Genomic DNA, 17,667 nt, shown 5'->3' with positions numbered 1-17,667 from the left:
TCCCCCCGCTGGTAGAGGGGGGGCATGAACCGCGCTGCCTCCTTCCTCATGTGCCTGCTGCTCGCCCTGCCTTTCTCGTCCCGGGCGGACGACGGTGCATCGGACGAGCGCACGTGGCACCGGCTCATCGGCATCCTCCAGTACCTGGAGGCGGACTATCCGCTCGCCATCGAGTCGCAGTCCGAGTTCGAGTTGGAGGAGCAGAAGAGCTTCGCCGCGGAGGCGGTGGACGCGGCGCGAGGACTGGGGCCCGCGGCGGCGGCCTTCCTGCCACGCGTGCAGGACATCCAGGCCCGCGTGGACAAGAGCGAGGACGCCGAGGGCGTCAGCCGCGACTGCGGCGAGCTGGTGGAGAACCTGGTGGTGGCCGGTGGACTGGCCCGCAGCCCCCGCCGCCCGCCGGACCTGGAGCTGGGCAAGACGCTCTTCGCCACCAACTGCGCCGCGTGCCATGGCGCCGACGGCAGCGCGAACGTGGCCATCGCCGCCACCATGGAGCCGGCCCCGGCGAACTTCCAGGACGCGGAGCTGATGAACGGCCTCACGCCGTACAAGGCCTTCAACACCACCAGCTTCGGCGTGCCGGGCACCGCGATGCCCGCCTACCCCACCCTGTCCGAGGACGAGCGCTGGGCGCTGGCCTTCTACGCCTTCACGATGCGCCTGCCCGAGTGCGAAGGCACCCCGCCGCGCGTGTCGCTGGAGCGGCTGGCCAACGCCACCGACGCGGACCTCGTGAAGGAGTTCGGGGAGCAGAACCTCGCCTGCCTGCGCCGGAAGATGCTGGAAGCCGATGAGGAGCGCTCGCTGCTCGCCGCCCGGGAGAACGTGCAGCAGGCCATGAAGCTGGGCGCCGCCGGTGACATCGCGGGCGCGAAGGCGGCCCTGCTGGACGGCTACCTCAACGGCGTGGAGCCCGTGGAGCCCAAGCTCAGCGCGCGCGACGCCTCGCTGACGCTGCGCATCGAGCAGGGCTTCCTCAAGGCCCGCATGGCCGCCGAGCGCGGCAGCCCGCACCTCCAGGACGAAGGCCGCGAGCTGCTGGCCATGCTGGACCAGGCTCGGCGCGACTCCGGCAACACCTCGAGCCTGCTGGCCACGGCATGGCTGACGCTGCTCATCCTGCTGCGCGAGGGCTTCGAGGCCACCATCATCGTCGCCGCGCTGCTGGCCGCGCTGCGGAAGATGAAGGCCACCGAGCACGCGCGGGTGGTGCACATCGGATGGATGTCCGCGCTGGTGGTGGGCGCGCTGGCCTACCTCCTGGGCCGGCACCTGCTGGCCGGCGCCGAGCGGGAGTGGCTGGAGGGCATCGCCGCGCTCGTGGCGGTGGCCATGCTCATCTACGCGGCGCTGTGGCTCAACGCGCGCTCCAACATCAGCCAGTTCATGGGTGAGCTGCGCGAGAAGATGCAGGGCGCCCTGGGCCGCGGCAGCATGGCGGGCCTCTTCCTCATCGCCTTCACCGCGGTGCTGCGCGAGAGCTTCGAGACGGCCATCTTCCTCCAGGGCCTCGCGCTGGACTCGCCCGAGGGCGTGGCCTGGGGCTGCCTGGCGGGCGCCCTGGCCCTCACGGCCATGGTCCTCTTCGTCAACCGGCTGGGTTACCGGCTGCCCATGAAGACGCTCTTCAACGCGTCCACCGTCATCCTCGTCGCCACCGCGGTGATGGTGCTGGGCAAGGGGCTCCACTCGTTGCAGGAGGTCGGCGCCCTCCCGCTGGCCCCGCTGCCCTTCCCCTTCATCCTGGTGGACATGCTGGGCATCTATCCGGACGCCCTCTCGCTCGTTCCCCAGCTCCTGCTGGGTGGCATTCCGCTGGCCTGGGTCCTGCTGCGCCGCAAGGGCCGTGCCCAGCCGGTGTCCGAAGCCTCCGCCGGTTGAGGGTTTGAGCGACGTGCGACACGTGTTGCGATAACGTGTCGCAGGTGAAGCCTTCGCGAGCGCTCTCCACCGGGTTGGCCCTCCTGCTCTTCTGGAGCCAGGGGGTGGCTTGGGCACAGACGCCCACCCCCAGCGAACCGGCACAGGCGCCCGCCACCGAGCTGACGCCCCCGCCGCTGGTTCCGGCCCCCGGAGGACTCGACGCCCCGACTCGGCACGGCATCGCCGAGGACAGCGCCACGCCGCGCGAGGACACGGAGGGCGCCAACGCCCCCCACGAACAGGCTCCCGCCGCGCAGGTCTACACGCGACCCGCGGACCCCGTTCCACGCATCACGGTGGAGTTCGCCTCCGGTGTGGCCGGTGGGCTCGCCGCGGGCACCGCGGGACTGGTGTTGGGTTTCCTCCTGGGCTCGGCCACCGTGGGATGTGATGAGTGCGCCATCGTCGCGGCCGTGGGCGGCAGCAGCGGTGTCCTCCTGGGAATCCCCGCTGGGACATACCTGGGCGGCAGGATGATGGGCGGCAAGGGGAGCTTCCTCGGAACCCTCGGTGGCAGCCTCGTCGGGTGGGGCGCCTTCGCCCTGGGCACCGCCGTGGTGGGCGACAGGGACATCAACCCCGGTATCGCCGTGGTCATGCTGATGCTCCCCATCGCCGGCGCCGTCACGGGTTACGAACTGTCTTCGCAGCGCAACATCCTGAAGGAGAGCCAACGCGAGGCCTCCAGCCAGGTCCGGTTGGTGCCCGTCGCGGGCATGACGTCACACGGAGCTCGCCTGGGACTGATGGGCAGCTTCTGAGTCGCAGCCGGGAGCTCGCTGTTCGGAAATGTCGGGACATTTCGCGGCGAAAACCCCCGACATTTCCGAACAGTGAGCCGCGACAGCAGCGCCCCGAGGTACCGCCCCCGACCCGCCACGCGAGCGCGAAACGAGGCCCCTGCGGGCGGATTGTTCAGCGAGGAACCCGATAGGAAGGCGATGGTCTCCGCGCCCCGACCATGCTCTCACGCGTTCCTGTGAGGCCAGGACCCAGGATCGAGCCGCGCCGCAAGCGATGGTCTCCGCGCCATACGCTCACGCGGTCCGGTGATGCCAAGCCCAGTCCAGTGCCGCGCCACAAGCGATGGTCTCCGTGCCATGCGCTCACGCGGTCCAGTGAGGCCAAGCCCAGTATCGCGCCGCGCCTCAAGCGAGGTCTCCACGCCCCAACCATGCGCCCACGCGTTCCGGAGAGGCCAAGCCCAGTATCGCGCCGCGAGCGATGGACTCCGTGTCCCAACCATGCGCCCACGCGTTCCGGTGGGGCCAAGCCCAGTACAGTGCCGCGCCGCGAGCGATGGTCTCCTTGCCCCCACCATGTTTTCACCCCGCAGACATAGTCGAGTGCCCATGCCTGCCCGCCCCTTCCGCGTCATCGCGCTCGCCGTCCTGCTCCCATCCCTGGTAGCGGCCCAACCCGCGACGGATGTGCCCCATGCACAAGCACAGGAGCCTTCCCCTGTTGCGAGGAAACGGCCGTCGTCGAAGGTCCACCCACCCTTCACCCAGGCGCACGCGACAGGCGATGACACGTTTCCGCTGGGCGCCCGCCTCGTGGGCGAAACAGTGGGCGGCGCGCTGATAGGAGCCTCGGGCCTGGCGTTAGCGTTCCTCGGCGGCGTGCTCGTCACCGACCGCGTGTCGTGTCCCTACAACGAATGCGCGAAGTCCCGGAAGGCCACCCTCCTCGGGGCATCCCTGGGCATGGGGCTCGGCGCGGCCTCGGGCACGTACCTCGCAGGCTCGCTGATGGATGCCCATGGGGGCTTTCTGCCCACGCTGCTGGGCGGACTCGTGGGAACGGGCGTGCCCCTCACCGTCATCGCACTGACGGATGGCGATTTGCCGTGGCCCGCACTGGCCGCCGCCTACGCAGCGCCGGTGGCGACCTCCATCCTCGCGTTCGAGCTGTCGCACGGGGCGCGGCGGAAGCGCCGTCAGTCCCCGCCCACGGGGCTGACCCTGGTCCCCACCGCCGCGGTGGCGCCCGGAGGAGGCGCGCTCGGACTCGTGGGTACATTCTGATGCGCTTCAGCCGGATCAGCCCCCAATCGCGGGACTGCCCCTGACTCCCACCTCGGCAGCGGAGCCCGCGAGAGGCGCGCCTGAGCTCGTGGGTACATTCTGATGCGCTTCAGCCCCCAAGCGCGGAACTGCCCCCGGTTCCCACCTCGGCGGAGCCCGCGAGAGGCGCGCTCGGGCTCGCGGGCACATTCTGATGCGCGTCAGCCTACCGAGCGCAGGGGCGACGGGCAGCGTCAAAGCGAGGGCGCAACATGGCGGAGCGGTCCCCAACGACGGCTCCGCTCAACCTCACGAACTGGAGCGCATCCGCCAACGCGTCCCGCTCAGACGCGGAAGTACTGAAACGACTCCTCGCGCACGCGCCCCTCCGCCATCAACTTCTCCAGCGTGGCCAGCGCGCTGCGCTCCGCGATGGGATGCAACAGCGGTGGCGTATCCGCGTACGCCAGGGACACCACCTGGGCCAGCGTGGCCCCATCAGGCGGCACGGCCTGAAGGATGAGCGCCTCACGCGCCGCCCGGTGGTCCAGGTACTCCTGAAGCTTCGCGGGGCCATCCGGAATCGGCGAGCCGTGCGCCGGGTACAGGGTGCTCACGGGCAGGTCGCGCAGCCGCGCGAGCTGCGTGAGGTAATCCCCCATGTGCCCCTCCGGCGGGTCGATGACGATGGTACCCACGCCAGCCACCATGTCGCCCACCACCGCCGCGTGGCTGCGCTCGTCCACGAGACACAGGTGCCCCTGCGCATGTCCCGGCGTGTGCAACACACGCCAGCGCTGCGGCACCTCGCCCGCGAGCTCCAGCACGTCACCGTCCTCCAACAAGCGCTCCGCGGGATAGTCCAGCCGGTCCGCCGTGCGCGCATGGCACCACAGCGGAATGCCCAGCCGTTCCTTCACCGCGCGGGCCCCGCCCACGTGGTCACCATGGTGATGCGTGAGCACCACCGCCACGGGCCGCAGCCCTTCCGCCTTCAACCCCGACACCAGCGACAGCAGCTTCGCGTACTGCTTCACGTCCGACGCGCCCGGGTCCACGATGAGCAGCTCACCGTTGCCCAGCACGTACGCGTTGGTGTGCGCCGCGGGAGGCAGCGTGGGCGTCTCCAACGCCACCACGCGGACGCCCTGCTGGAACTCGATGCGCTGGGACACGTAACCCGGGCAGAACGGCGGCGACACCAGACGGGCCAGCGCGTCGGCCTCATCCGTGAAGGACGCCAGCACCTGGAAGGCATGCACCGCGGGCGGATGCAGCAGCGCCGTGCCGTCACCCCAGCGCGCCAGGGCATCACCGGGACGAATCCAGGCGCCCTCGGCCAGCTCCCCGGGCCACCACTCCGCCTGGGCGTACGCCGGCATCTCCACCAGATAGAAGCGCGTATCGAAGCGCACGGGCAAAGACGGCGGCGTCACCCAACGGCCCGCGGCGCGGAACGCCTCGGCATCCAGCGCCAGCCCTTCCGCCTTCAGCAGCGCGCCCCACCCCAGCGTCCCAGCGAGCAGCGCCTTGCGCAGCGAAGCCCGCTTCGGCGCGTCCAGCGCGTGCGCGCCGTCTGCCACCAACACCCCCGTCTCCTCGAACAGCTCGCGCGCCGCCGCCGAACGCAGGGCGGCCTCCTCCCCGCTCGCGCCCCGCACCTCGACGTCCGAGTCCGCGGCGTCCAGCTTCCCGCCGGGAAAGGCATAGAAGCCCCCCGCGAACCGAAGCGCCTTGCCGCGCTTCACCCAGTACACCTCCACCCCCGAGTCCGTTCGCCGGTACAGCAGCGCCACAGAGGAGGGCCGGGCCTCCACGGGAGTGTGGGTCAGGTCCAGCCCGAGGCCGAGGCCCGGAAGACGCTCGCTCATGATTCCACCGCCTGGCCGAGAAGCTTGCCCATCAACGCATGTGCCCTGTCCGCCTGGTCCGGCCGGACGTACAGCCGGACGAGCTTCACCGCGCCGCTGTAGCGTTGATACAGCGGCGTGTAACGCGCCACCTCCGTCAGCCGCCCGGTGGACGCGTCGATGATGAACAGGCTCGGCCCGCTGGAGGACGGACCGGAGGTGTACTTGCTCAACACGTTTTGAGATTCAACGACGTAGTGGTCGAACTTGTGGGACACGAGCGCGCTGCGCAGCACGTCCAGGTCGTAACCGGCGTCGCGCTCGGTGAACTGCGCCAGCAGCTTGTAGCCCTGCCGCCGGCTGATGCGCTGGGCCCACGGGTTCTTCGAGCGGCGCAGCGTGTACCAGAGCGCCGAATCGTCACAGAGGAGGAACTCCTCCGGGTCCGAGGGAATCTCGAACTCGCCGGGCGATTCCTCGTAATAGCGCCGCAGCATGTAGTCGAAGTTCACCGAGGTGTGGTGAAGGTAGACGGACACGAACATGTGGTAGCGGCTGAGGAGGAAGTCCTCGAAGGCGAAGGCCGCCGCGCGGCTGAGCGCGAGGTAGGCCCGCCCGTCCTTCACGGCCGGATTGAGGTTGCTGACAATCCAATCCATGTCGTACCGGCCATAGTTCACGCCCGTATAGAAGGAGTCCCGCAGCAGGTAGTCCATGCGGTCCGCGTCCAGCTCGCCGGACACGATGGCGCGCAGCAGCGGCGACCAGTCCACGCCCTGGTGCGTGAAGCCCGGGTCCCTGGGCGGCTTCGCGCCCGTCACCAGCGCCACCGCCGCCATGGGGGTGATCCCCATGCCGTGGAAGTGCTTCTCGATGATGGGCGTCAGCGAGCTGTCGAGGAGGATCTTCGCCGTGTAGTCCTCGTGGGTCGCCTGCTCACCTTCCGCCGTGCTGTCCAACCAGGAAGGCAGGCGCAGGAGCGAGCGCTTCGGGGCGATGCGCTCCGAGGCATGGGACAGCGGCATGTGCCCCAGGTCATGACACAGCACCGCCAGCCGGACCGCCGTGCAGAAGCGCTCGCGCACGTCCTCCGGCAGGGACGAGCGCGCGGCCACCGCGCCGAAGACGCGCGAGGCCACATGCATGGCCCCCAACGAATGGATGTGCCGCGTGTGCGTGGCCCCGGGGAAGGCCAGGTCGCCGAAGCCGAGCTGCCGGACGTAGCGCAGGCGCTGGTAGTGTCGGCTGTCGATGACGGCCTTCTCGGGGTCGCTGACCGGGATGGTGCCGTGGATGGGGTCACGGATGCGCATGATTCCCTTTCCATACTCCTGGTTACCCCTTCGGTAGGTCTGCAAACGTACCGCGAACCTCCCCGAGGGGCAGCCAGGGGGTGGCCCGCCTCACGTGCGGACTGTGATGAAGGCAGGGGACGTGGTAACCCTCCGCCACCACCGAATGCACATCATCCTGCTGCACAACCGCGACCACGACCTCCTCGAGGACGACCCTGGGCGGGAGGCCCGGGAGGATGTGGTCCGCGTCGTCTCCTCGCTGGCGGACGCCCTCACCCAAGGCGCCACGCTGGCCGAGCCGCTCGCCATCGAAGGTGACCGGCTCGACTTCGTGGAGACCTTGCGCCGGCGCCAGCCGGACCTGGTCATCAACCTCTGCGAGTCCCTGGCCGCGGACAGCCGCGGAGAGATGGCGGTCCCCTGCCTGTTGGACGCGCTGGGCCTGGCCTACACGGGCTCCTCCGCGCTGTCCCTGGGCCTGGCGCTGCACAAGCCGAAGGCGAAGGAGGTCCTCTCCGCGCGCGGCGTGTCCACCCCGCCCTTCCGCGTGGTGGAGCGCCTGGAGGACGCGCTGGCGGTGGACCTGCCCTGGCCCCTCATCGTCAAGCCCGCGCGCGAGGACGCCAGCATGGGCGTCACGTCGGAGTCCGTCGTGCACGACCGCGCCGCGCTGGTGCGGGCCTGTGACGCGGTGCTCCGCGAGTTCCATCAGCCGGCCCTGGTCGAGCAGTTCATCCCTGGGCGTGAAATTTACGTGCCGCTGCTCGGCAACCAGCCGCGCCAGCCACTTCCGCTGACTGAAATCGTCTTCGGGCGTACTTTCGAAGACAGACCGAACATTGTCTCCTACAACGCGAAGTGGGAGGCGGCGTCGCCGGAGTACCGGGACACGTCCAGCGGCTTGTGCCAGGCAGATGCGGCGCTGGAGTCCCGTTGCGTGCAGGTTGCATTGGAAGCCTTTGCTGCACTGGACTGTCAGGACTATGGACGGGTCGACCTCCGGGTGTCTCCGGAGGGCGTGCCCTACGTCATCGACATCAACCCCAACTGTGACCTCCACCCCGACGCGGGGTTCGCCAAGGCCGCCCTGGCCGCGGGCATGGACTACCCGGCCCTGGCATCCCGGCTCGTGGAGGTCGCTCTCGAGAGAGCACATGGACATCCGTCCCATCGAAGAAAAGGACCGGGAGTCAATCGCCGCGCTGATTCGAAAGATCGAAACCTTCTCGCCGCAGGAGGTTGAGGTCGCCATCGAGTTGGCGAACACCACGCTGGAAAAGGGCAACACGGACTACGCCATCATCGTGGCGGACCGGGGCTCCGAGCTGGTGGGCTACATCTGTTACGGCCCCACGCCGATGACGGAGGACACCTTCGACCTGTACTGGATTGCGTCCGCACCGGAAGTTCGCGGTCAGGGCGTAGGCGCCGCGTTGGTGTCCGCCATGGAGGGTGACTTGCGCCGCCGCAACGGGCGCCTCATCCGCGTGGAGACGAGCGCCACGGAGGCCTACGGCCCCACGCGTGGCTTCTACGCCTCCATGAAGTACGGCGAGGAGGCCCGCATCCGGGACTTCTACAAGGTGGGGGACGACCTCATCATCCTCACCAAGCGCCTGTAGTCCCCAGGCCCCCGCGTCGGGCGGGTGAAGACAACGGCCCCTTCCCTCGTTAGAAGGGGCACGATGACTCGCACGCACCGACCGACCTCCCTGGCCCTCGTGTCCCTGTGCGCCCTGCTGGTGGGCGCACCGTCCGCGCTCGCGAAGGCGCCCGCTCCGGCCGCCAAGGCCGCGCCAGCGCAGGCCCCCGTCTCGGACGTGGTGAAGGCCGCCCGGCCCCAGGGCGGCGAGTACTTCGGCCTCTACCTCATGGACAAGAAGGTCGGCTGGCTCTTCACCGACCTGGAGGTGCTCCCGGGCACGCCCGCCCGCGTGAAGACGACCAACCAGCTCGTCTTCAAGGCCATGGTGGGCTCGCGCGTCTCGGAGCGCATGCACCACGAGGAGCGCATCTACGAAGCGAAGCCCGGTGGGCGGCTGCTGTCCTTCGTGGTGAAGCAGACGGGCGACGGCGGCACGCAGACGCTGGAAGGCACGGCACAGCCGGACGGCGTCACGGTGGTGCGCAAGCGCCCGGGGCTCGCGGACGAGACGCTGCCCAAGCTGCCACCCGCGAAGGAGCACGTGGAGGACGCCGACCCGCCGCGCGTCGCGCTGCACCGCAAGGCGAAGGTGTCGGGCTTCTCGCTCGACGGCATGGATTTGGAGTCGTACGGCCTCACCACCACCGTGGAGCCCGAGGAGCAGCGGGTCATCAACGGCGTGAAGGTGAAGCTGGGCAAGTCCACCACGGTGTCGGAGAAGGAGAAGGTCCCCGTCGTCTCGTACGTCACCCAGCGCGGAGAGATGGTGCTGGTGGACTACGGCACGACGATGCAGGCCCGCAAGGAGACGGAGGCCGTCGCGAAGCGGCTGGACCTGGTGGAGGTGTTCGGCCTCACGCGCGTGGTGCTCCCCAAGCCGCTGCCCGACTCCGCGCGCACGGTGCCCGGCAGCGTCACGCTGGTGGTGCAGGGCCTGCCCGCGAAGTTCCAGGAGCAGACGTACCGGCAGCACTACAAGGCGCAGCCGGACGGCAGCGTGGAAGTCACGCTGTCCGCCGCCGCTCCCAAGACGCGCAAGCCGCTGCCGCTGAAGGACCCGGAGGGCGGCGAGAATCTCAAGGCCACGCTCATGGTGGAGAGCGAGGCGCCCGCCATCCGGGAGCTGGCGAAGCAGCTCGTGGGCAACGAGAAGGACGCGTACCGCATCACCCAGAAGGTGAACGCCTGGGTGTACGCCAATCTGGAGAAGGACTACGGCGCCAGCGCGGACCGGGCCACGGATGTGCTGACCCAGAAGAAGGGCGACTGCACGGAGCACTCGCTGCTGTCGGTGGCGCTGCTGCGCGCGGCCGGCGTGCCCGCCCGGCGCGTGGACGGCGTCATCTACATGATGAACCAGGACGGCGTGCCCGCGCTCTACTGGCACGAGTGGGTGGAGGCCTTCGTGGGCGAGTGGACCCAGTTGGACCCCACCTTCAACCAGCCGGTGGCGGACGCCACGCACTTCGCCTTCGGCAAGGAAGGCAACGCCGAAATCACGCCGCTCATCGGCGCCCTGAAGGTCACCGCCGTCAAGTGACGCGGCGGCGCGCCGGCCCTGCTCAGGGGCCGGTGAGCGCCGCCAGCCGCTGGGACAGGACGTCCGGCTCGGTGACGGGCAGCTCGCAGACGAAGCCCCGGCACAGGTAGGCCGCGCCCTTCCCCTTCACGGGCTCGCGGCCCTCGAAGAGTTCCTTCAGCAGCGCCGGCACCGGCTGCCCCATCGCCTTCCAGCCCACGGAGACGGTGGGGATGAAGGCGTGGTCCAGCGCGGACCGCAGCGGCGCCACGTCCTCCCGCGAGCCCGCGAGCGTGACGGCCGCCGCGCCCTCCAGCAGCGCATCCGCCGCGAGCCCCAGGTAGCCGTAGCCCATGGGGTTGCGCACCAGCCCGTCGTGCATGCGTGACACGTAGCGCTCCGGCAGCTCCAGGTGCCGCTTGTCGCCCGTGAGCGCCGCCAGCTCCACCTGCGCCTCCGTCAGCGTGGACGCACCGGACGGGAAGGCATTGTCGAAGAGGCCATATGTCGCGACGACGAGGTCCTTCTGTCCCCTTGGCGCGGTGAGGTACGCCGCCTTCTCCGCATCCCAGAAGAGGTCCACGGCCCGGCGCACCAGCGCGTCCGCCGCCTCCAGGTACTTCACGTCGAACGTCGCTTGATAGAGCGCGGTGAGCCCCGAGGCCAGGTTGCCGTAGTCCTCCAGGAAGCCGTCGATGCGCGCCTGCCCCTCCTGGTACGAGCGCGCCAGCCGCGTCCCGTCCCACGCCTTCTCCAGCACGAAATCCGCGGCGTCCGCGGCCCAGCGCGCCCACTCCGGCCGGTCGAAGACGCGCGAGGCGAGCGCGAGCCCGCGAATCATCAACCCGTTCCAACCGGAGAGCTGCTTGTCGTCCCGGCCCGGCTTCACCCGCTGCTCACGCGCCGCGAAGAGCGTCTTCCGGGCCGCGGCCAGCTCGCTCGCCACGACGTCCTCCGCCCCCCCGCGCTCCTTCGCCAACGCGTCCACGGGGACGACGACCTCCAGCACCGTGGCGCCATGCTCGAAGTTGCCGCCGGGCTTGATGCCGAAGTGACGCAGCACCAGCTCCGCCTGGGCCTCCGGCAGCGCCGCGCGGACCTCCTCCGGCTTCCAGACGAAGAACTTCCCCTCCTCGCCCTCGCTGTCGGCGTCCTGCGCGGCGTAGAAGCCGCCGCCCGCGTCGGTCATCTCGCGGCGCACGTACTCCACCGTCTCCTCCACCACCTTGCGCCACAGCGGCCGGGGCTCCACCTGCTGCGCCTGCGCGTAGAGGTGCAGGAGCTGCGCGTTGTCATAGAGCATCTTCTCGAAGTGGGGCACCAGCCAGCGCTCGTCCACCGAGTACCGGTGGAAGCCGCCCCCGAGCTGATCATAGATGCCGCCCCGGGCCATGCGCTCCAGCGTGAGGAACACCGCGTCCTTCAACGCCGCGCCCCCACCGCGCCGCCAGGCTCGCAACATCAACGCGAAGTTCATCGGGTTGGGGAACTTGGGCGCGCCGCCAAAGCCTCCGTTGACGGCATCCACCTGCTTCGCCATGCCCTGCCCCATGGCCACCACGTCCGCCACCGTCAGCACGGCGGGCGCGGCCTCCAGGCCATACGAGGCCAGCTCCCCGAGCCCCTCCTCGAACTGCGCCGACTGACGCTGCACCTCGTCCTGCTTGTTCTCCCACGCGTCCCGCAGCGCCATGAGCAGCCGGGGGAAACCCGGACGCCCATACTTGTCCTGCGGAGGGAAGTAGGTCCCCCCGTAGAAGGGCTTCAGGTCCGGCGTGAGGAACACCGTGAGGGGCCAGCCGCCGCCCTGCCCCATGAGCTGCACGACGCCCTGATAAATCTGGTCCAGGTCCGGCCGCTCCTCGCGGTCCACCTTGATGTTGATGAAACCCTCGTTCATCAACCGGGCCGTGTCGGGCGACTCGAACGACTCGTGCGCCATGACGTGACACCAGTGGCAGGCGGAGTACCCCACGGACAACAAGATGGGCTTGTTCTCCGCCTTCGCCCGCGCGAGCGCCTCTTCCCCCCAGGGGAACCAGTCCACGGGGTTGTGCGCGTGTTGGCGCAAGTACGGTGACGGTTCCCGGGCCAGGCGGTTGGAGGTGTCAGGAGACGGGGGAAACGTGGCCATGCGGACTCCGGGGAAAGGACCTGCTGTCGAGATACGAACCCGCGCGGGGCCGGGCAAGCCGAAAGCACTCGAGGGACGATGGCGAACACAGGGGGGGACTGTGTAGCTGCGCGCCGTGTCTCCGTTGCCTCCCGCATTCCCTCGGCCCACCTCACCGGGCCTGTGCCTGAAGTCCTGTCAGGTGTTGCTCGCGCTCGCCCTGGGGGCGCGCCTCGCGCTGATGCTCGGCACGGACGTCTACTTCGACAGCGCCTATTACTGGCAATGGGCCCGCCAGCTCGATTGGGGCTACTTCGACCACCCGCCGCTGGTGGCCTGGAGCATCGCCCTGCTGGGCATCGAAGGCACGGCCCTGTTCTGTGGCCTGGGCACGGTGGCCGCGGTCTGGGGCCTGGCGCGCGACGTCCATGGTGACACGCACGCGGCCTGGCGCGCGGCGGCGCTGTGGAGCACCGTTCCCGCGGGCGCGGTGGCGGGCGTGTGGCCCACGCCGGATTCACTGTTGCTGCTCTTCTGGACGCTCGCGCTCTGGGCCCTGTGGCGCGAGCAGTGGCTCTGGGCGGGACTGGCCGGCGGCTGCGCGCTGCTCGCGAAGTACCCCGCGGTGCTGCTGGGCGTGGCGTTCCTCATCACCACGGTGCGCGCGCGGCGCCTTCCCTGGGGCGCCTGGAGCACCGCGACCGTGGCCGGAGCCTGCTTCGCGCCCGTGGTGCTCTGGAACGCGGACAAGGACTGGGTGGGCTTCACCTTCCAACTCACCCATGGCCTGGGGCGAGGCTGGCGCAGCGGCTGGGCCACGTTCGGCGAGTTCCTCGCGGGTCAGCTCGCCCTGGGCGGGCCCATCCTGTTTCCCCTCGCGGGGTGGTACGGCCTCCGAGGCCCCCGCGAGCACCTGCTGCTCCGGATGGCGGTGCTGGTGCCGCTGCTGTTCTTCGGCGTCGCGTCGCTTCGCACGCGGGGCGAGGCCAACTGGCCCTGCGCGGCCTATGTGGCGGCCTGCGTCGGCGCGGCGGGCATGCGCCCCGGCTTGCAACGCGCGGCGGCCGCTTCAGGACTGGCCGTGGTGCTGGGCGTGGGCTCGCACCTGCTCTTCCCCGCGCTCGACTTCCGCCGGGACACGGCCCTGGCCCGCACGCATGGCTGGAGCGTGCTGCGTGCGCTGGCATCGCCCGAGCAGCTCTTCCCAGACCTGGACGCGCCCAACGTCGCCGCCGTGTACGCCGGCAACTACCAACTGGCCTCCCAGGTGGCCTACTACACAGGGGGCGTCACGAACACGGGCGCCCCCGCGCGCTTCAGCCAGTACGACCTCTGGCCCGCCCCGCCCCTGGCGCCCGGCCAGGACGTGCTCTGGGTGGGAGAAGGCGGCCCCCATCCACCCGATGAACTGCTGTCTCGATTCACCGCGCTGGAAGGCCCCGTGGAGCTGTTTGGCGACTTTCGAGGGAAGCGCCTGCACACCTTTCAAGTCTGGAGACTGCGCGGATTGAAGCCGCCCGAAGCACCTTGAAAGGCAAACACCTCAAGTCCTCCAGGCGCCAGGGCTGGACGCGTCGGAGCCTCCATGCAAGCCTTCAAATCCTTTCAACGGGGGTTCAGCGGACATGAGAGAGAAAGACACGCAGTACATCCTGGACTGGATTGCCATCCAGGAACTGGTGGCGGAGTACGGTCAGGCCATCGACTTCGGCCGGGACACCGGCGACTGGAGCCGCTGGGTGAATGTCTTCACGCCCGAAGTCATCGCGGACTACAGCCGGCTCTTCGACGGTGAGCCCGTCACCATGGCCCGCGACGCGATGGCCAAGGTGGGAGGTGATGCCCTGGCGCCCTTCCACCGCGTCCAGCACGCCACCGCGAACACCGTGCGCACCCACTTCAAGAGCGACACCGAGGCGCAGGTCATGGCCTACGCGGACGTGGCCCACTTCTTCTACGCGGGCGGCGTGCAGCAGGAATGGACCGTCGTCATCCGCTACACGCACGACGTGCTCAAGACCGCCGAGGGCTGGCGCATCCGCCGCGTCATGCTGGACCCCATCCACTTCCGGGGCAACCCGGTGGGCCTGGACTTCGTGAAGGGCAAGCGGCTCGTCTGACGCGTCACTCCGTCCCGCGCGCCATGGCACGCGGGGCGGAGTGAGCAGGGTCGCGAGCGGACCAGCCCCTTGCGCCGCATCACCGGCGGCCGGGACGACCGACAGGTCCCGGCTGAACTCAACCCCAGACACCGCCGTGGAGCGATGCACGGTGGGTCGCGGTTGTTTGCAAGTTCGCTCCTCCGCGAACATCCTGGAGTCATGCCCCCAGGCGAATTGAGTTGGGAGGTCGAGCGCGACCATCTGCAGGCGCGAGCCCCCATTGCCGCCCCCTTCCCAGACGACCTCAGGCGGGTTCGCATCTACGTCCACGCACCGTCGAGCGCGGCCCGCGTGCTCCAGCGTACGACCGAGGCGCTCGCGTGCGTCATCAGGCCACCGAGTGAACCGTGGCCATCCCAGGACGACTGGCAACGACTGCTGCCCTCTTGGTTCGTCGCGGCGTGCCTGCCAGCGGCAGGTGCGCTCCCCGCGGAGGCCGCTGGCGTCGAGGTGGAGCGGTGGACCGTCGACGGCTTCACGTACTGGTTCGAGCCGGCGCAACGCGAGTGGTGGTGGTGGGACGCCGAGTTCGTCTCCGCGGACGACCTCATCATTCGAGTGGCCGTCACTGAGTTACAGTTCTCGCACCAGGCGCTCGAATGGCTGCTCTGGGCTGCTGGCGCCACCCTTGTCGAGGACGAGTTCGTACGCGAGTTGAGTCAGCGTTCGGCACCTCGCTCGCCGAAGTAGCCGCGCCGCGCTCAAGGCTCATGACGTGTCGGACCGGCGCTCCGAGGTTCCGGCCACGGCCGCGACGGCCCGCCCGGGGCGCAACCTCGTCGATATACAGAGAGCGGCTCTCCGTTTCCGAGCGGGCGGCCCCCTTGCCTCCCCACCCCAGCAACGAGAACGGACTCGATGACACGCCACGCCAGAGTGACGAAGACGCAGGGACGCGTCGCATCCCCGGGCTCACGGTGGTTGCTCGCGGCGACCTGTGCCTTCCACACGGCCTGTGGCGATGCCCCACCGCCTCCGCCGCCCGAGCCCGCCCCACGAGCCATTGACTGGTGCCCGCACGTCACGCCCGGCGCCATGGGCACGGCCCCGGCCGCCGTGGCCTTGTCCGAGGCCCACGCGCTGCTCCGCTTCTTCAGCCCAGGCAGGGGCTACCGGGCCATTGACTCGGTGCTCGCCACCGCCCTGGAAGGGAGCACCGTCGACTGGAACGGCGTCGCTCAGGCCTACGCGGATGAGTTCGAATCCGTCTGCGTCCACGTCCCTCGTGACGCCGCGCCGCTTTCCCCAGTCCAGGTCGAACAATACGACACCGTCGCGGTCATCCGCCCTGGGACAGGGGAGCCCATGCTGCCCGAAGGGACGCAGGCGGTGGCCATCGACCTGCGGGGGCTGCCCGACGTGCCGGAGTTGGAGGAGGCACTGACTCGCGCCATCGCGGCCGCCAGCAACACGCCCGCGTCCCGAGTCTCCGCGCGCGTGCGCGTCCACGACGGACCGATGGACGAGTTCTTCAGCGTCAACGTCTACGCCAACACCACGCAGCGCCTGAACGCCTTGGCCTACCCGGCATCGGGCGCGGTGGACTTGCCGGTGGTGCTGCTGACGAACGCCACCTTGCCCCCGGCGGCGGCGCGCTTCGTGGTTGACCTGCGCGCGACACGCCGCGCCTGGCTGTGGGGCGAAGCCGTGGCGACGGCGGTCGCGGAGTCGCGCTGGGTTCCCCTGGCACAACGGGGCCTCTCGATTCGGATTTCTCAGCTCGAGGACGACGCCGGCCCCCTCCCCGACCGGATTCCCGCCGACCGCGAACCGCCAGCCCTCCTCGCGGATGGACTGAGAGAGCTGCCCGCGCTGGGCACCCCGCCCGCGATGAATCGAAGCGCCGAGGTGCTCCGTGAAAAGCTGACGCCGCGCCCGTTTGTCTCGGGCCCCGGCACCCAGCGGCCGCCCACCGCGGGCATCGCGCGCGCATCGCTCGTCATCGTCCATGGCGCCCTGCGGCGCTTCTTCCCCTACTTCCCGGTGGTGGGCGATGGCATCGACGCGAGGCTGGAGGAGACGCTGGCCTCGGTGGACGAAGCCCCGGTGAACGCGCTGCGCACGATTCAGCTCTTGCGCCGCTTCGGCGCCGTCCTCCAGGACGGACACGTCTTCGTCTACGCCACACCCTCGCCCTTCATCGGCACCCTGCCCGTGCTGATGGAGGAGGTCGCCGGTGGAGACGTGGTGGTCCGCCGCGCGCTGTTCCCGGAGTTCCGCCCAGGCGACACCCTGGTGCGCGTGGGCGACCGCGGCGTGGCGGAGTGGTATGCGGAGGAGCTCGCCCGCACGTCCGCCGCCACGCACGGCTACCGGCATGACCTGGCCACGCGCCGGCTACGCGAGCTGACAGGGCCCCTCTCTCTGGTGCTGCGGGGAATGGACGGCCACGAACGCACCGTGGCAGCCACCCCCTGGAATGGGAGTGACCTCACCGAGGCGCTCGGCTTCGCCCCCTCTCGGCGCCGGGGCGGCTGGCTGGACGACCTGGGCGCGCCCTCCCTCTACTACGTCAGCATGAACCAGGACTCAGGCACGAACCTGAACGCCTTCATCCAACAGCTTCAGAGCGCCTCGAGCGCGCGCGGGCTCGTCGTGGACATGCGCGGCTATCCCGGCTTCAGCCACTACGATGCACTCCCGCACCTCATCCAGGGCGACTTCTCCAGCCCCATCTTCCGCATCCGCCGCTGGACGGGACCTGACCAGCACGACGCGAAGGAAGAGCACTACGTCTTCACGGGAGGCGCCGAGCCCTCGTTCCGAGGTCCCATCGTGCTGCTCATGGGGCCTCGCTCCGTCTCCGCGGCGGAGAACTTCGCGACCATCCTCGTGGGAGCCAACCGCGTCCAGGTCGTGGGCCGGCGCAGCGCTGGCACCAACGGCAACTTCACCAACCTGGTGCTGCCAGGCAATTTCCGGTTCATGTTCACCGGAATGGAAGTTCTCTATCCTGACCGCTCCACCTTCCATGGCGTGGGAATTGTGCCGGATGAAGAGATTGTGCCCACGACGGAAGACCTCGCCTTGGATAGAGATCCGGAGCTTTTGAAGGCAATCGAGCGCCTCCAAGCAGGCGAGTAAACAGCCATTCATCTGTATGCCATTGGCGCCTTTCGACGCAGACGCCTGAAGCGGCAGGATGCGGCTC

Annotated in this window: 13 protein-coding genes; 10 read left to right on the top strand and 3 right to left on the bottom strand. The window is 69.6% G+C overall.

Annotated features, from left to right (window positions below; translation table 11 throughout):
* Window positions 1-24: 24 nt before the first annotated feature.
* From A176_RS04615 to A176_RS04605, 3 genes are all read left to right on the top strand, one after another.
* Window positions 25-1,884, top strand: a complete 1,860-nt coding sequence (locus A176_RS04615) for a cytochrome c/FTR1 family iron permease (protein WP_002635777.1) — start codon at window positions 25-27, stop codon at window positions 1,882-1,884.
* A gap of 44 nt (window positions 1,885-1,928) precedes the next feature.
* Entirely contained in the window at window positions 1,929-2,687 is a 759-nt protein-coding gene (locus tag A176_RS04610; protein ID WP_226994200.1) for a GlsB/YeaQ/YmgE family stress response membrane protein, read from the top strand.
* Window positions 2,688-3,278: 591 nt separating this feature from the next.
* The gene (locus A176_RS04605) at window positions 3,279-3,953 is read left to right on the top strand and encodes a hypothetical protein (RefSeq protein ID WP_002635779.1); all 675 of its coding nucleotides are present in this window, start codon (window positions 3,279-3,281) and stop codon (window positions 3,951-3,953) included.
* 323 nt (window positions 3,954-4,276) lie between these two features.
* On the opposite strand, the gene A176_RS04600 is transcribed toward A176_RS04605, so the two are convergent.
* The gene (locus tag A176_RS04600; RefSeq protein ID WP_044889693.1) at window positions 4,277-5,803 is read right to left on the bottom strand and encodes an MBL fold metallo-hydrolase; all 1,527 of its coding nucleotides are present in this window, start codon (window positions 5,801-5,803) and stop codon (window positions 4,277-4,279) included.
* Window positions 5,800-7,095: an HD domain-containing protein gene (locus A176_RS04595; RefSeq protein ID WP_002635781.1), complete on the bottom strand. Its 1,296-nt coding sequence runs from the start codon at window positions 7,093-7,095 to the stop codon at window positions 5,800-5,802. Before A176_RS04595 ends, A176_RS04600 begins: the two co-directional genes overlap by 4 nt.
* 145 nt (window positions 7,096-7,240) lie before the next feature.
* Here A176_RS04595 and A176_RS04590 point away from each other — a divergent pair, with 145 nt between their 5' ends.
* From A176_RS04590 to A176_RS04580, 3 genes are all read left to right on the top strand, one after another.
* Window positions 7,241-8,320: a D-alanine--D-alanine ligase family protein gene (locus A176_RS04590; protein ID WP_002635782.1), complete on the top strand. Its 1,080-nt coding sequence runs from the start codon at window positions 7,241-7,243 to the stop codon at window positions 8,318-8,320.
* On the top strand, window positions 8,232-8,699 hold the full coding sequence (locus A176_RS04585; protein ID WP_044889694.1) for a GNAT family N-acetyltransferase: 468 nt from the start codon (window positions 8,232-8,234) through the stop codon (window positions 8,697-8,699). Before A176_RS04590 ends, A176_RS04585 begins: the two co-directional genes overlap by 89 nt.
* 63 nt (window positions 8,700-8,762) lie before the next feature.
* On the top strand, window positions 8,763-10,262 hold the full coding sequence (locus tag A176_RS04580; protein WP_021781115.1) for a transglutaminase-like domain-containing protein: 1,500 nt from the start codon (window positions 8,763-8,765) through the stop codon (window positions 10,260-10,262).
* Between the two features lie 22 nt (window positions 10,263-10,284).
* On the opposite strand, the gene A176_RS04575 is transcribed toward A176_RS04580, so the two are convergent.
* Entirely contained in the window at window positions 10,285-12,375 is a 2,091-nt protein-coding gene (locus A176_RS04575; RefSeq protein WP_002635785.1) for a thioredoxin domain-containing protein, read from the bottom strand.
* A gap of 115 nt (window positions 12,376-12,490) precedes the next feature.
* On the opposite strand from A176_RS04575, the gene A176_RS04570 reads away from it, so the two are divergent.
* From A176_RS04570 to A176_RS04555, 4 genes are all read left to right on the top strand, one after another.
* Window positions 12,491-13,885 carry an ArnT family glycosyltransferase gene (locus A176_RS04570; RefSeq protein WP_226994198.1) on the top strand — a complete coding sequence of 465 codons (1,395 nt, stop codon included), beginning with the start codon at window positions 12,491-12,493 and terminating at the stop codon, window positions 13,883-13,885.
* A 94-nt stretch (window positions 13,886-13,979) separates the two neighbouring features.
* Window positions 13,980-14,474 (top strand): nuclear transport factor 2 family protein, encoded by a 495-nt coding sequence (locus A176_RS04565; protein ID WP_002635787.1) that lies wholly within the window; start codon window positions 13,980-13,982, stop codon window positions 14,472-14,474.
* A gap of 201 nt (window positions 14,475-14,675) precedes the next feature.
* Window positions 14,676-15,206: a hypothetical protein gene (locus tag A176_RS04560; protein WP_044889696.1), complete on the top strand. Its 531-nt coding sequence runs from the start codon at window positions 14,676-14,678 to the stop codon at window positions 15,204-15,206.
* 186 nt (window positions 15,207-15,392) lie between these two features.
* Complete coding sequence (locus A176_RS04555; protein ID WP_002635789.1) at window positions 15,393-17,600, top strand: S41 family peptidase; 2,208 nt, start codon at window positions 15,393-15,395, stop codon at window positions 17,598-17,600.
* Window positions 17,601-17,667: the final 67 nt, after the last annotated feature.

The sequence above is a fragment of the Myxococcus hansupus genome, assembly GCF_000280925.3.
Classification (GTDB): domain Bacteria; phylum Myxococcota; class Myxococcia; order Myxococcales; family Myxococcaceae; genus Myxococcus; species Myxococcus hansupus.
This window is presented reverse-complemented; position numbering and strand designations above follow the sequence as displayed.

Coding starts and splice junctions, on each gene's coding strand:
- A176_RS04615 (WP_002635777.1), top strand. CDS start 25: ATGAACCGCGCTGCCTCCTTCCTCATGTGCCTGCTGCTCGCCCTGCCT.
- A176_RS04605 (WP_002635779.1), top strand. CDS start 3,279: ATGCCTGCCCGCCCCTTCCGCGTCATCGCGCTCGCCGTCCTGCTCCCA.
- A176_RS04600 (WP_044889693.1), bottom strand. CDS start 5,803: ATGAGCGAGCGTCTTCCGGGCCTCGGCCTCGGGCTGGACCTGACCCAC.
- A176_RS04595 (WP_002635781.1), bottom strand. CDS start 7,095: ATGCGCATCCGTGACCCCATCCACGGCACCATCCCGGTCAGCGACCCC.
- A176_RS04590 (WP_002635782.1), top strand. CDS start 7,241: ATGCACATCATCCTGCTGCACAACCGCGACCACGACCTCCTCGAGGAC.
- A176_RS04585 (WP_044889694.1), top strand. CDS start 8,232: ATGGACATCCGTCCCATCGAAGAAAAGGACCGGGAGTCAATCGCCGCG.
- A176_RS04580 (WP_021781115.1), top strand. CDS start 8,763: ATGACTCGCACGCACCGACCGACCTCCCTGGCCCTCGTGTCCCTGTGC.
- A176_RS04575 (WP_002635785.1), bottom strand. CDS start 12,375: ATGGCCACGTTTCCCCCGTCTCCTGACACCTCCAACCGCCTGGCCCGG.
- A176_RS04565 (WP_002635787.1), top strand. CDS start 13,980: ATGAGAGAGAAAGACACGCAGTACATCCTGGACTGGATTGCCATCCAG.
- A176_RS04560 (WP_044889696.1), top strand. CDS start 14,676: ATGCCCCCAGGCGAATTGAGTTGGGAGGTCGAGCGCGACCATCTGCAG.